The organism is Streptomyces sp. NPDC006384, from assembly GCF_042870695.1.
In the GTDB taxonomy this organism is placed as follows: domain Bacteria; phylum Actinomycetota; class Actinomycetes; order Streptomycetales; family Streptomycetaceae; genus Streptomyces.
Window position 1 is genome coordinate 126143 of record NZ_JBIAHR010000004.1, and the last position, 13727, is coordinate 139869.

Sequence of the window (13727 nt, forward strand, 5' to 3'; positions counted from 1 at the left end):
TCTTACCGGCCGCCATGACACACTCTTGCTTCGCCATGGACATATCCGGAACCCCACTCAGAGCCGTACGCGCGGCGCTGTTCACGGCCCTCGTCGTGACGCTCAGCACCGCGTCGCACGTGCTGCTGTCCGGGGTCCCGCTGCCGCTGCCCACGGTGGCCGCCGTCGCGGCCGCCGTCTTCCTGATCGCGTACGCCCTGGCCGGGCGGCGCGAGCGCGGCTTCGGGCGGATCGCCGCCCTGCTGATCCCGCTGGAGCTGGCCGCCGACACGGTCTTCACCACCGGCCAGCACGTCTGCTACGGCAGGGCGGGCGGGCCGGTCGCGGGCCCGCTGCGCTCCGTCGGCCTCCATGTGCTGTGCGGTGACGGCACGGGCGTCCAGGCCGGTGTCACCGCCCCTCTCACCCGGGTCACCGGCGCCGACGGCGACCAGCTGGCGGCCTCCCTGGCCCACGCCGGCCCCGCGACCGCCTGGCTGCTGCTCGGCGCGCACGTCGGTGTCGGCCTGGTCGCCGCGGCCTGGCTGCGGCGCGGCGAGCGCGCGCTGGCCCAGCTGCTGGGCGCGGTGGCGGCGGCGACCTTCCGGCCGCTGCTGATCGCCGTCGCGGCCGTGACCGTCCACCGGACCCCGGTGGTGCGCCGCCCGGCCCCGGTGGTCCGCCGCACCGCGGGCGCCCGCGAGCGGATCCTCACGCACTCCCTGGGACGACGCGGGCCGCCGGCCGCTCCCGCCCTCGTGTGACCCCCCGGTCACCGAGCGCCTACGGCCGGTCCCCCCGTACCCATTCCGCACACACCCGTGTGCGCGTCCCCGGAGAGAACACCACCATGAGCAAGCGGAACACCCAGGCGGCGAAGACGGCGGCCCGTGAGCGTCTGCGCCAGGAGCGCGAGCGCCAGGCCAAGCGCGACAAGGTCAGGCGTCAGGTCATCGTGGCCTGCTCCATCGTCGGCGTGCTGGCGATAGCCGGCGGCATCGGCTACGCCGTCGTGCAGATGAACAAGCCCAGCGGCTGGGACAAGGCCGCCGAGGCGAAGGTGGTGGCCCCGGCCAACACCTCGGGCAAGGACGGCACCACCGTCACCCTCGGCGAGTCCAAGAGCGACCACGTCGTCCACCTCTACGAGGACCCGCGCTGCCCGGGCTGCGCCAACTTCGAGCAGACCGTCGGCGAGGCCGTCAACAAGGGCATGGAGGACGGCACCTACAAGCTCTCCTTCACCATCGGCACCTTCCTCGACGGCAACCTCGGCGGCGAGGGCTCCAAGAACGCCCTCAGCGCCCTCGGCGCCGCGCTGAACGTCAGCCCCGAGGCGTTCATCGACTACAAGACGGCGCTGTACTCCGCGGAGCACCACCCGTCGGAGTCGACCGACGAGTTCGCCAAGGACGACTACCTGATCAAGGTCGCCGACACCGTCGACGCCCTGAAGAACAACAAGAAGTTCCAGGACGCCGTGAAGGAAGGCACCTACGACGCCTGGGCGATGAAGATGAGCGAATCCTTCCAGAAGGCCGAGGACGTCCAGTCGACCCCGACCGTCAAGATCAACGACAAGGTGATCGAGACCCCGGGCTCTGAGGCCGAGTGGCAGAAGGCGCTCAAGGACGCCGGCGTCACCAAGTAGTACACAGGCGAACGGGCGGGCGAATTTTCGTGAGTTCGCCCGCCCGCGCGCATACCGATCAGTAGCCTGATCGGCCGTGACCAGTCGACACAGATCATCCGAAGAATCCCTCCCGTCGTCCCCCGCGCACGCCGGCACCCGCGCGCCCAGCCGCCGCGCCGTCGTCAAGGCCGCGGCGGCCGGCACCGTCCTGGCGGCCCCGCTCGCCGCGGCGCTGCCCGCCGGTGCCGCCGAAGCCGCCCCCGCCTTCCTGCACGGTGTGGCCTCCGGCGACCCGCTGCCCGACGGTGTCCTGCTGTGGACCAGGGTGACCCCGGTGCCCGAGGCGATACCCGGATCGGGCATCGGCCCGGACACCGCGGTGGACTGGACCGTCGCCAGGGACAGGGCGTTCACAGACATCGTCGCCAAGGGAACCGTCACCGCGACGGCCGCCTCCGACCACACGGTCAAGGCGGACGTCCGGGGCCTGGCCCCCGCCACGGACTACTGGTACCGCTTCTCCGCCGGCCCCACCGTCTCCCCCGCCGCCCGCACCCGCACCGCCCCCGCCGCCGACGCGGCCGTCCGGGGACTGCGCTTCGGCGTGGTCTCCTGCGCCAACTGGGAGGCCGGCCACTTCTCCGCCTACCGTCACCTCGCCGCCCGCGGCGACCTGGACGCCTGGCTGCACCTCGGCGACTACATCTACGAGTACGGCACCGGCGAGTACGGCACCCGCGGCACGGTCGTCCGGCCGCACGCGCCCGCCCACGAGATCCTCACCCTCGCCGACTACCGCGTCCGGCACGGCCGGTACAAGACCGACCCCGACCTGCAGGCGCTGCACGCCGCCGCGCCGGTCGTGGCGATCTGGGACGACCACGAGATCGCCAACGACACCTGGTCCGGCGGCGCCGAGAACCACACCGAGGGCGCGGAGGGCGCCTGGGCGGCGCGTCAGGCCGCCGCCAAGCAGGCGTACTTCGAGTGGATGCCGGTCCGCCCCGCGATCGCCGGCACCACCTACCGCCGGCTCCGCTTCGGCAAGCTGGCCGACCTGTCGCTGCTGGACCTGCGTACCTTCCGCTCCCAGCAGGTGGCGCTGGGCGACGGCGAGGTCGACGACCCGGAGCGCACCCTCACCGGCCGGGCCCAGCTGGACTGGCTCAAGTCCCAGCTGGCCTCCTCCGACACCACCTGGCGGCTGGTCGGCAACCCGGTGATGATCTCGCCGTTCGCGATCGGCTCGATCCCCGCCGAGCTGCTGAAGCCGCTCGCCGAACTGCTCGGACTGCCCAAGGGGGGACTCGCCCTCAACACCGACCAGTGGGACGGCTACACCGACGACCGCCGCGAGCTGCTGGCCCACCTGCGCGCGAACGGCGTCCGCAACACGGTCTTCCTGACCGGCGACATCCACATGGCGTGGGCCAACGACGTGCCGCACAACGCCGCCACGTACCCGCTGTCCGCCCCGGCCGCCACGGAGTTCGTGGTCACCTCGGTGACCTCCGACAACCTCGACGACATCGTGAAGGTGCCCGAGGGCACGGTCTCGGCGGTCGCCGCGCCGGTGATCCGGGCCGCCAACCGGCACGTCCACTGGGTCGACACCGACCGGCACGGCTACGGCGTGCTGGACGTCACCGCCGAGCGGGCGCAGATGGACTACTACGTCCTGTCGGACCGCACGGACCCGGACGCCACGTCCGCCTGGGCCCGTTCCTACCGCACGCGCAGCGGCACCCAGCGCGTCGAGCGGGTCTACGCGCCCGTCTGAGGGGCGTCCGCCTCCAGCGAGCCGAGGAAGCCGAGCGCCACCCGCCAGGTGGCCTCGGCCGCCTCCTCGTCGTAGTCCGGCAGACCGGGGTCGGTGTAGAGGTGGCCGGCCCCGGCGTACCGGTACACCTCGACGTCGGCGCCGGCGCGGCCCATCTGGAGGTACCAGGCGCTGAGCCAGTCGTCCGTCTCGAACGGGTCGGGCTCGGCGACGTGCAGCTGCACCGGCAGGTCGTCCACCGACGCGTTGGCGGCGATGTCCGAGGTGCCGTGCAGGAGCAGCAGCCCGCGCGCCCGGTGGTCGCCGAGGGCGAGGGTCTGGGCGATGGAGGCGCCGAGCGAGAACCCGGCGTACACCAGTCCGCGCTCGGAGTAGGGGGCGGCGGCCAGCACGGCCCGCTTCAGCAGCTCCTCCCTGCCGGTCTCCTCCTGGTACTCCATGCCCTCCTCGACCGTGTCGAAGGTCCGTCCCTCGAAGAGGTCCGGGGTCCACACCTGGTGCCCGGCGTCGCGCAGCCGGTCGGCGGCCTGCCGCACCGCGGGCCTCAGGCCATGGGTCGAGTGAAAGAGCACGATGTTCATGGGGCCATGGTGCCAGCCGGCTGTGACAACGCGGCGGGCGGCGGCCCCGGCACGGGGCCGGCCGGGGGGACGCACGTCACAGGTTCACGCCGGGCCTGGCCGGTTACGTTCGAGTGATGGAGAACCCGGAGAACATACTCCGCCCGCTGCTCGTGGTCGGCGGCTCCGTCCTGCTGACCCTGGTCATCGGGTGGGCCACCGACCTGCTGCTGCGCAAGGCCGACGGGCGCCACCCCGAGACGCCCCTGTGGGGGCTGCTGCGCCGCGCCCGCATCCCCTACCAGCTCGTCCTGTGCGCGGCGCTGCTGAGAGGGACGTACGTCGAGGCACGGGTGTTCCCGGAACACCAGGTGGGCGTCGGCCGGACGCTGTCCCTGGTGCTGATCGGCTCGGCGGCCTGGCTGGTGATCCGGATCGCCGGTGCCGTCGTCGAGACCTCGTACTCGCGTTACGCCCATGCCCACGCCCAGCGCGACCCGGCCCGGGTGCGGCGGGTGCGCACCCAGGTGTCGCTGATCATGCGGGTGGTCGCCGCGGTCGTCGGCGTCGTCGCCGTGTCGGCGATGCTGCTGACCTTCCCGGCGATGCGCACGGCGGGCACCTCGCTGCTGGCCTCGGCCGGTGTCCTCGGCATCGTGGCCGGCATCGCGGCGCAGTCCACACTGGGCAACCTGTTCGCGGGGCTGCAGATCGCCTTCGGCGACATGGTGCGCATCGGCGACACGGTCGTGGTGAACGAGGAGTGGGGCACCGTGGAGGAGATCACGCTGACCTTCCTGACCGTGCGCACCTGGGACGAGCGCCGGATCACGATGCCGGTGTCGTACTTCACCTCCAAGCCGTTCGAGAACTGGTCACGGGGCACCCCGCAGATGACCGGCGTCGTCTACTGGCACCTCGACCACACGGCCCCGCTGGACGCGATGCGCGAGCGGCTGCGGGACATCCTGCGCGGCTGCCCGGCCTGGGACGGGCGGGCGTACAACCTGACCGTCACGGACACCACCCCGACCACCATGCAGGTGCGGGCCCTGGTGACGGCGAAGGACGCGGACGACATCTGGACGGTGCGGGTGGAGGTGCGCGAGCAGATGATCCGCTGGCTGGCCGACGAGCACCCCTACGCCCTGCCCCGCGTCCACACGGCGGAAGCGGACCGGCGCCCCGACCGCGACGGCCTCCCCCGCGCCCGGCGCTCGCCGGACGGGGAGGCGCGCCGCTTCCCGCACCAGTCGCGCAAGGCCCTGTGACCGGGGACCGGCGGCCGGGCGGCGCGGTCAGCGCAGACTGCGCACGTCCAGGTGGCGCAGCACCCGGTCGACGATCTCCGGGTCGGCGCCGGGTTCGCTGCGCGCCGCCAGCACCTCGTGGCGGGCGGCGCTGAGCATCTCGCCCTGGATCCGGCGGATCCGCTTCAGCCGCCGGGCCCGCTGCAGCTGCGCCTCGCGCCGCTCCTCGTCCCCGATGTCCGGGCTGATGCGCACGCCGATGTCGAAGGCCCGCCGCAGCATCTGCTCGGACAGCTCCTCCGGCAGTTCCTCCACCGCCTCGATCTCCTTGAGGCGCTGCTTCGCCGCCTTCGCCGCGCGTACGGCCAGCTCCTTCTCGTAGGCCTTCTCCCGCTCGGTGTCCGCCCGCACCCCCAGCCGGTTCACCAGCCACGGCAGGGTCAGGCCCTGCAGCAGCAGCGTCACCATGATCACTCCGAAGGCGATGAAGACGAGCTCCTCCCGGTTCGGGAAGGGCGCCCCGTCCTCGGTCCGCAGCGGGATCGCGAGCGCCAGCGCCACCGAGGCGACGCCGCGCATGCCCGACCACCACATGACGACGGTCTCCCGCCAGCTGGTCGGGATGTCCTCGTCGTGGTCGCGACGGGAGTGCAGCCGCTGGGTCAGCCAGGTGGCCGGCAGCAGCCACAGCAGCCGGACGAGGATCACCGTGCCGGCGACCGCCCCGGCCCAGCCCAGCAGTTCGGGCCACCGGCCGGAGGCGGTGCGGACGGCGTTGTGCAGCTCCAGCCCGATCAGTCCGAAGGCGACGCCCGTGACGAGGGTGTCGACGACGTCCCAGACTGTGTGCCCGGCGAGCCGGGTCATCACGTCGTCGGCGCCGACCGCGTACTCGGCGAGGAACATGGCGGTGGTCAGCACGGCGAGCACCCCGGAGCCGTGGAGCTCCTCGGCCAGCACGTACGAGGCGTAGGGCACCAGCAGCGTCAGCCCGATCTGCAGGGTGGCGTCACCGAGCAGGTCCAGCAGCCTGTTGGCGGCCCAGCCCAGCGCCAGTCCCACCGCGACGGCGACGACGGCGGACAGCACCAGGTCGAGCCCGGCCCGCCACGGCGAGAAGGAACCGCTGACGGCCGCGGCGACGGCCACGTGGTAGAGGACGATGGCCGTCACGTCGTTGAAGAGGCCCTCGCCCTCCAGGATGGACACCAGGCGGCGCGGCAGCCCGAGCTGGCCCGCGACGGCGGTCGCCGCGACCGGGTCGGGCGGCGCCACCAGCGCGCCGAGGGCGAAGGCGGCGGCGATCGGCAGGCCGGGCACGATCGCGTGGGCCACGGCGGCCACGCACGCCGTGGTGACGAACACCAGCGCGACCGCCAGCAGGAAGATCGGCCGCCGGTTGGCCGCGAACTGCCGCCAGGAGGTGCGCCGCACGGCCGCGTACAGCAGCGGCGGCAGCAGCGCGGGCAGGATGAGCTCGGGCGGGATGTCGACGTTGGGGACGAATTCGAGCAGGGCCAGGACGATGCCGAGCACCGTCATCAGCACGGGCGCCGGCAGTCCGAGCCGGTCCCCGACCGGCACGCTCAGCAGGGCCCCGAGCAGCAGCACGAACAGCAGGGCCAGCTGGTCCACGGTCACCGCTCCGGTGGGGTCTCGGCGTCACACGGCATTCAAGAGTGCCACGTCACCGGCCCCACCGGCCCGTCCGACGGGGCCTACAGGGCGCGCCGCATCGCGCGGTGGGGTATCCCGGCGTCGGGGAACTCCGGTCCGTAGACCCGGTACCCCAGACGCTCGTAGAAACCCAGGGCGTGCGTCTGCGCGTGCAGGTCCACCGCCGTCAGCCCGCGCGCACGGGCCGCGTCCTCGACCGCGCGCACCAGCGCGGCCCCGACGCCGAGCCCGCGGGCCCCGCGGGTGACGGCGAGCCGGCCGAGGGAGCCGACGGCCGGGTCGCCGTCGCCGTTCCTCGCGGCGGCGGCCGCGCCGTGCAGCAGCCGCCCGGTGCCGAGCGGCACACCGTCCTCGCGGACGGCGAGGAGGTGCACGGCGCCGGCGTCGTACGCGTCGTACTCGATGTCCTCCGGGACGTTCTGCTCGACGACGAAGACCTCCTTGCGCACCGCGAAGCACGCCTCGCGGTCGGCGGGGTCCTCCGCGACGCGCACCTCGTAGACGGGGGCGTCGCTCACGCGTAGGTCTCCTCGCGGACCCGGTCCAGGGCCTGCTGGAGGTCGTCGGGGTAGTCGCTGGTGAACTCGGCCCACTGCCCGTCGCCGGGGTGTTCGAAGCCGAGCCGGACGGCGTGCAGCCACTGGCGGGTCAGCTTCAGCCGCTTGGCGAGCGTGGGGTCGGCGCCGTAGGTGAGGTCGCCGACGCAGGGGTGGCGGTGGGCGGCCATGTGGACGCGGATCTGGTGGGTGCGGCCGGTCTCCAGCTTCACGTCGAGCAGGGAGGCGGCGCGGAAGGCCTCGATGAGGTCGTAGTGGGTGACGGAGGGCTTGCCCTCGGCGGTGACGGCCCACTTGTAGTCGTGCTGCGGGTGGCGGCCGATGGGGGCGTCGATGGTGCCGCTGGTCGGGTCGGGGTGGCCCTGCACGAGCGTGTGGTAGCGCTTGTCGACCGTGCGCTCCTTGAACTGGCGCTTGAGCGAGGTGTACGCCCGCTCCGACTTGGCGACCACCATCAGGCCGGAGGTGCCCACGTCGAGGCGGTGCACGATGCCCTGGCGCTCGGCGGCGCCGGAGGTGGAGACGCGGTACCCGGCGGCGGCCAGTCCGCCGATGACCGTCGGGCCGGTCCAGCCGGGCGAGGGATGGGCGGCGACGCCGACGGGCTTGACGATCACGACGACGTCCTCGTCGTCGTGGACGATCTCCATGCCCTCGACGGGCTCGGCGACCACCCGCACCGGCGCGGGCGCCTGGGGCATCTGGACCTCGAGCCAGGCGCCGCCGCGGACGCGCTCGGACTTGCCGACCACCGATCCGTCGACCTGCACCTTGCCCTCCGCGGCGAGCTCCGCGGCCTTGGTACGGGAGAAGCCGAACATGCGGGAGATGGCGGCGTCGACGCGCTCGCCCTCCAGGCCGTCGGGCACGGGCAGGGTACGGATCTCGGGAAGCGTGCTCACCCGTCGAGTATGCCGGACGGGCCCGGCATACCCGAAAGCGCGCTCAGTCCTTGTGGACGGTCCCGTCCGGGTCCAGGCCGCGGAAGGAGAGGATCACGATCAGGATGCCGCCGCACACGATCGCGGAGTCGGCGAGGTTGAAGACGGCGAAGTGCTTGGGCGCGATGAAGTCGACGACCGCGCCCTCGAAGACGCCGGGCGAGCGGAAGATCCGGTCGGTGAGGTTGCCGAGCGCACCGCCGAGCAGCAGGCCGAGCGCGATCGCCCAGGGCAGGCTGTAGAGCTTGCGCGCGAGGCGGGCGATCACCACGATCACGGCCGCCGCGATCACCGTGAAGATCACGGTGAAGGCCTCGCCGAAGCCGAAGGCCGCGCCCGCGTTGCGGATCGCCACGAACCGCAGCCAGTCACCGGCGATCTCGATGGGCTCGTGGTGCTCCAGCTCGGCGACCACGATCATCTTGCTGACCAGGTCGAGGAGGTACGCGACCGCGGCGACCGCGAACAGCACGGCGACGCGCCGCCGGCCCCGGGGACGCTCCGGGGTCTTCTGCTCCCCCTCGGCGACCGGCCGCTCCTGCCCGTCCCCCGCCTCGTCCGGGGTGTCCGGCGTACCGATGATGCGCTCCGCCTCTGCCACGTGAGTCCCTCAGCCTAGGTACCTGACTGAGGACGAGGGTACGGCACGCCTCCCGCCCCGGACGTGCTCAGGACGCGCACGGCCGCGGTTCAGTACCGGCGCTCCTGCTTCTGCTTGCACTCGACGCACAGGGTGGCCCGCGGGAAGGCCTGCATGCGCGCCTTTCCGATGGGGTTGCCGCAGTTCTCGCAGAGGCCGTAGGTGCCCGCGTCCAGGCGTTCCAGGGCGCGCTCGGTCTGGGTGAGCATCTCGCGCGCGTTGGCGGCCAGCGCCAGTTCGTGCTCGCGCGTGATGTTCTTGGTGCCGGTGTCCGCCTCGTCGTCGCCGGCGCCGTCACCGGAGTCCCGCATCAGGCCCTGCAGCGACCGTTCGGACTGGTCGATCTCGGCGCGCAGCCGGTCCGCCTCGGACTGCAGCTCCCCGCGGGCCTCCTCGGCCTCCTCCGGGGTCCAGGGGTCCTCGCCGGGGCGTACCGCGAGGTCGCCGGGTTCCGCGGCGGCGCCGCGTGCCTTCGGTACCGCGGACTTGGCCGCCGTGGCCGTGCCAGGAGTCTTCTTCGCAACCACCGTCGTGGCTCCCGTCTGCTCCGCGGCCTCGGCCGCGCCCGCCTTCTTCGCCGTGCTCTTCGCGCCCGCGCTCTTCCTCGCCGGGCTCCGCCGCTTCGCCGCGGCCTGTTTCCCCGGGGCGGTCTCCTCCGCCGCGGTCCTCTTCGCGGCCGTCGTCCCCTTGGCGGCGGACTTCTCCGCGGTCGTCTCCGACTGCTCTGCGGCGGTCTTCTTCGCCACCATGGCCGCGGCCCCTTCACATTTTGTGATCTTGCTCGCGAATCGTGCTGGGACGATAAATCGACTCGTCCTCCGCGGCAACGGGGCACGCCGCCCGGTTCGCCCGCCCACCACGCGCCGCGCGACGAGCATGCATGCGTTGTGCCCAGCTCCCCGCCGGGTAATCCGCCGGTCCCGCTCCCGGCCGGGCCCGGCGGACACCGGGCCTCCGGGCGCGGCATCCGGGTCACCGGCCGTACGGCGTCCCCTCCCGTCCGGCGCCGGAAACCGGTCGGCCGCCGCTCCCGCGGCGCCGTACACTGGGCGGAGCGAAAAGCGTGGATGGGGACGAGTAGCGGCGTACGCAGCCCAGAGCGACCCGGGGACGGTGGGAGCCCGGGGGCGAGCGCGGCGTGAAGATCACCCCGGAGCCGCCGGAGGAAAACCCGACCGGAAGGACGGGTGAGTAGAACCGGCCTCGCGACCCCAATGAGGGGGCTCGCCGGTGTGCACGACGCGCCGGGGGGCCAAGGAGGGTGGTACCGCGGGAGCGCGCCGCACATGGCGGCGTACGTAGCCTCTACGGCTCTCGTCCCTCCGACGGAAGGCAGCACGTCCGCCGGAGGAAGATCGATGACGCAGTACCGCCAGGTGCCCGCCCAGGTCGACCTGCCCGCGCTCGAGCACGCGGTGCTCGACTTCTGGCGCGAGCAGAAGATCTTTGCCAAGAGCCTGGAGCAGTCCCAGGGCCGCCCCGAATGGGTCTTCTACGAGGGTCCGCCCACCGCCAACGGCATGCCGGGCGCCCACCACATCGAGGCGCGTGTCTTCAAGGACGTCTTCCCCCGCTTCCGCACCATGCGCGGCTACCACGTGGGCCGCAAGGCCGGCTGGGACTGCCACGGCCTGCCCGTGGAGCTGGCGGTGGAGAAGGAGCTCGGCTTCTCCGGCAAGCAGGACATCGAGGCGTACGGCATCGCCGAGTTCAACGCCAGGTGCCGCGAGTCGGTGACCCGGCACACCGACGCCTTCGCCGAGCTGACGACCCGCATGGGCTACTGGGTCGACCTCGACGACGCCTACCGGACCATGGACCCGGAGTACGTCGAGTCCGTCTGGTGGTCGCTGAAGGAGATCTTCAACAAGGGGCTCCTCGTCCAGGACCACCGCGTCGCCCCCTGGTGCCCGCGCTGCGGCACCGGCCTGTCCGACCACGAGCTGGCCCAGGGCTACGAGACGGTCGTCGACCCGTCCGTCTACGTCCGCTTCCCGCTGACCTCCGGCCCGCTGGCCGGCGAGGCGGCGCTGCTGGTCTGGACGACCACCCCGTGGACCCTGGTGTCCAACACGGCCGTGGCCGCCCACCCCGAGGTCACCTACGTCGTCGTGACGAACGGCGAGGAGAGGCTGGTCGTCGCCGAGCCCCTGGTCGCCAAGGCCCTCGGCGAGGGCTGGGAGACCACCGGGCAGTCCTTCACCGGTGCCGAGATGGAGCGCTGGAGCTACCGGCGCCCGTTCGAGCTGGTGGAGTTCCCGGCCGAGGCCCACTTCGTGGTCAACGCCGACTACGTCACCACCGAGGACGGCACCGGTCTGGTCCACCAGTCCCCCGCCTTCGGTGAGGACGACCTCAAGGTCTGCCGTTCCTACGGCCTGCCGTTGGTCAACCCGGTCCGCCAGGACGGCACCTTCGAGGAGGAGCTCCCCCTGGTCGGCGGCGTCTTCTTCAAGAAGGCCGACGAGAAGCTCACCGAGGACCTGGACGCCCGGGGCCTGCTGTTCAGGCACATCCCGTACGAGCACAGCTACCCGCACTGCTGGCGCTGCCACACCGCGCTGCTGTACTACGCGCAGCCGTCCTGGTACATCCGCACCACGGCGGTCAAGGACCGCCTGCTCCAGGAGAACGAGAAGACCAACTGGTTCCCGGACTCCGTCAAGCACGGCCGCTTCGGCGACTGGCTGAACAACAACATCGACTGGGCGCTCTCCCGCAACCGCTACTGGGGCACCCCGCTGCCGATCTGGCGCTGCGAGGACGACCACCTCACCGTCGTCGGCTCCCGCGCCGAGCTGTCCGAGCTGTCCGGCAGCGACCAGTCCGCGCTCGACCCGCACCGCCCGTACATCGACGAGGTCACCTTCGCCTGCCCGCAGGACGGCTGCGGGAAGACCGCCACGCGCGTGCCGGAGGTCATCGACGCCTGGTACGACTCGGGCTCGATGCCGTTCGCGCAGTGGGGCTACCCGTACAAGAACAAGGAACTCTTCGAGTCCCGCTACCCGGCGCAGTTCATCTCCGAGGCCATCGACCAGACCCGCGGCTGGTTCTACACGCTGATGGCCGTCGGCACCCTGGTCTTCGACAGGTCGTCGTACGAGAACGTGGTCTGCCTCGGTCACATCCTCGCCGAGGACGGCCGCAAGATGTCCAAGCACCTGGGCAACATCCTGCAGCCGATCCCGCTGATGGACCAGCACGGCGCCGACGCGGTCCGCTGGTTCATGGCGGCCGGCGGCTCCCCCTGGGCGGCCCGCCGCGTCGGCCACGGCACCATCCAGGAGGTCGTCCGCAAGACCCTCCTCACCTACTGGAACACGGTCGCCTTCCAGGCCCTGTACGCCCGCACCACCGGCTGGGCGCCGAGCGAGGCCGACCCGGCCCCCGCCGAGCGTCCGGTGCTGGACCGCTGGCTGCTGTCCGAACTGCACGCCCTCACCGACCAGGTGACCCAGGCGCTGGAGAGCTACGACACCCAGCGCGCCGGCAAGCTGCTGTCCGCGTTCGTCGACGACCTGTCCAACTGGTACGTCCGCCGTTCGCGCCGCCGCTTCTGGCAGGGCGACAAGGCCGCGCTGCGCACCCTGCACGAGGTCGTCGAGACGGTCACCAAGCTCATGGCCCCGCTGACCCCGTTCATCACCGAGCGGGTCTGGCAGGACCTGGTCGTGCCGGTCACCCCGGGCGCCCCGGAGTCGGTCCACCTGTCCTCCTGGCCGGAGGCGGACCTCACCGCGATCGACCCGGAGCTGTCGAAGCAGATGGTGCTGGTGCGCCGCCTGGTCGAACTGGGCCGTGCCACCCGCGCGGAGTCGGGCGTGAAGACCCGTCAGCCGCTGCGCCGCGCGCTGATCGCCGCCACGGGCTTCGACGCGCTCTCCCCCGAACTGCGCACGCAGATCACGGAGGAGCTGAACGTCGAGTCCCTCGCGTCGCTGAGCGAGGTCGGCGGCTCCCTGGTCGACACGACGGCGAAGGCCAACTTCCGTGCGCTGGGCAAGCGGTTCGGCAAGCGCGTCCAGGACGTCGCCAAGGCCGTCGCGGCCGCGGACGCCGCCGCCCTCTCCCTCGCCCTGCGCGAGGGCACGGCGTCGGTCGAGCTCGACGGGGAGACGATCAGCCTCGCTCCGGACGAGGTGATCATCACCGAGACGCCGCGCGAGGGCTGGTCGGTCGCCTCGGACGCGGGCGCGACGGTCGCCCTCGACCTGGAGATCACGGAGGAGCTGCGCCGTGCGGGCCTCGCCCGTGACGCGATCCGCCTGATCCAGGAGGCCCGCAAGAACAGCGGCCTCGACGTCGCCGACCGCATCGCCCTGCGCTGGACGGCCGCGGACCCGGCGGTCGCCTCCGCCCTGACCGAGCACTCCGCGCTGATCGCCGACGAGGTCCTCGCGACGGACTTCGCCCAGGGCGAGGCGGACGACACGTACGGGACCCCGTTCACGGACGAGGGCCTGTCCCTGACGTTCCGGCTGCGCAAGCAGTAATCCGTAACCGCACAGCACCGGGCCCGGCCTCCCTCGCGCGAGGGACGCCGGGCCCGGTGCTGTCTGCCGGTGCCTTCCGCCGGTACGGGCCGAGGGGCGGGCGCCTCTGGCCGACGGGGTGCCGTACCGGCAACCCGCACAGCACGAGGGCGGGCCCCGGGTCAGAAACCCGGGGCCCGCCCTCGTCACTGCCGGCGACTACGCCGTACCGCAG

Annotated in this window: 11 protein-coding genes; 5 read left to right on the forward strand and 6 right to left on the reverse strand. The window is 72.5% G+C overall.

All coding sequences use genetic code 11. The features are described from left to right. Nucleotides 1-35: 35 nt before the first annotated feature. The 3 genes from ACFYOJ_RS06570 (at nt 36) to ACFYOJ_RS06580 (ending at nt 3392) form a co-directional block, all read left to right on the forward strand. Nucleotides 36-743 carry a hypothetical protein gene (locus ACFYOJ_RS06570; RefSeq protein ID WP_356552086.1) on the forward strand — a complete coding sequence of 236 codons (708 nt, stop codon included), beginning with the start codon at nt 36-38 and terminating at the stop codon, nt 741-743. A gap of 86 nt (nt 744-829) precedes the next feature. Then, nucleotides 830-1630, forward strand: a complete 801-nt coding sequence (locus ACFYOJ_RS06575; RefSeq protein ID WP_356552087.1) for a DsbA family protein — start codon at nt 830-832, stop codon at nt 1628-1630. 76 nt (nt 1631-1706) lie between these two features. After that, nucleotides 1707-3392 (forward strand): alkaline phosphatase D family protein, encoded by a 1686-nt coding sequence (locus ACFYOJ_RS06580; RefSeq protein WP_356552089.1) that lies wholly within the window; start codon nt 1707-1709, stop codon nt 3390-3392. Here the strand turns inward: ACFYOJ_RS06580 and ACFYOJ_RS06585 are convergent. After that, nucleotides 3377-3973 carry a dienelactone hydrolase family protein gene (locus ACFYOJ_RS06585; RefSeq protein ID WP_356552090.1) on the reverse strand — a complete coding sequence of 199 codons (597 nt, stop codon included), beginning with the start codon at nt 3971-3973 and terminating at the stop codon, nt 3377-3379. The genes ACFYOJ_RS06580 and ACFYOJ_RS06585 overlap by 16 nt on opposite strands. A gap of 116 nt (nt 3974-4089) precedes the next feature. Between ACFYOJ_RS06585 and ACFYOJ_RS06590 the strand changes: the two genes are divergently transcribed. Further along, a complete protein-coding gene (locus ACFYOJ_RS06590; RefSeq protein ID WP_356552091.1) occupies nt 4090-5223 on the forward strand; it encodes a mechanosensitive ion channel domain-containing protein in 1134 nt (377 codons plus the stop codon). A gap of 27 nt (nt 5224-5250) precedes the next feature. On the opposite strand, the gene ACFYOJ_RS06595 is transcribed toward ACFYOJ_RS06590, so the two are convergent. The 5 genes from ACFYOJ_RS06595 to ACFYOJ_RS06615 form a co-directional block, all read right to left on the reverse strand. Further along, complete coding sequence (locus tag ACFYOJ_RS06595; RefSeq protein ID WP_356552092.1) at nt 5251-6837, reverse strand: Na+/H+ antiporter; 1587 nt, start codon at nt 6835-6837, stop codon at nt 5251-5253. A gap of 83 nt (nt 6838-6920) precedes the next feature. Further along, on the reverse strand, nt 6921-7397 hold the full coding sequence (locus ACFYOJ_RS06600; RefSeq protein ID WP_356552093.1) for a GNAT family N-acetyltransferase: 477 nt from the start codon (nt 7395-7397) through the stop codon (nt 6921-6923). Next, a complete protein-coding gene (locus tag ACFYOJ_RS06605; protein WP_356552095.1) occupies nt 7394-8338 on the reverse strand; it encodes an RluA family pseudouridine synthase in 945 nt (314 codons plus the stop codon). Before ACFYOJ_RS06605 ends, ACFYOJ_RS06600 begins: the two co-directional genes overlap by 4 nt. 43 nt (nt 8339-8381) lie before the next feature. Then, nucleotides 8382-8978: a signal peptidase II gene (gene lspA / locus ACFYOJ_RS06610; RefSeq protein ID WP_356552096.1), complete on the reverse strand. Its 597-nt coding sequence runs from the start codon at nt 8976-8978 to the stop codon at nt 8382-8384. Between the two features lie 89 nt (nt 8979-9067). Continuing rightward, nucleotides 9068-9766, reverse strand: a complete 699-nt coding sequence (locus ACFYOJ_RS06615; RefSeq protein ID WP_356552097.1) for a TraR/DksA C4-type zinc finger protein — start codon at nt 9764-9766, stop codon at nt 9068-9070. A 609-nt stretch (nt 9767-10375) separates the two neighbouring features. On the opposite strand from ACFYOJ_RS06615, the gene ileS reads away from it, so the two are divergent. Beyond that, entirely contained in the window at nt 10376-13513 is a 3138-nt protein-coding gene (gene ileS, locus ACFYOJ_RS06620) for an isoleucine--tRNA ligase (protein ID WP_356552099.1), read from the forward strand. Nucleotides 13514-13727: the final 214 nt, after the last annotated feature.

Excerpts from the sequence above, each read along its gene's own strand:
- ACFYOJ_RS06570 (WP_356552086.1), top strand. The coding sequence starts at position 36 with ATGGACATATCCGGAACCCCACTCAGAGCCGTACGCGCGGCGCTGTTC.
- ACFYOJ_RS06575 (WP_356552087.1), top strand. The coding sequence starts at position 830 with ATGAGCAAGCGGAACACCCAGGCGGCGAAGACGGCGGCCCGTGAGCGT.
- ACFYOJ_RS06585 (WP_356552090.1), bottom strand. The coding sequence starts at position 3,973 with ATGAACATCGTGCTCTTTCACTCGACCCATGGCCTGAGGCCCGCGGTG.
- ACFYOJ_RS06590 (WP_356552091.1), top strand. The coding sequence starts at position 4,090 with ATGGAGAACCCGGAGAACATACTCCGCCCGCTGCTCGTGGTCGGCGGC.
- ACFYOJ_RS06615 (WP_356552097.1), bottom strand. The coding sequence starts at position 9,766 with ATGGTGGCGAAGAAGACCGCCGCAGAGCAGTCGGAGACGACCGCGGAG.
- ileS (WP_356552099.1), top strand. The coding sequence starts at position 10,376 with ATGACGCAGTACCGCCAGGTGCCCGCCCAGGTCGACCTGCCCGCGCTC.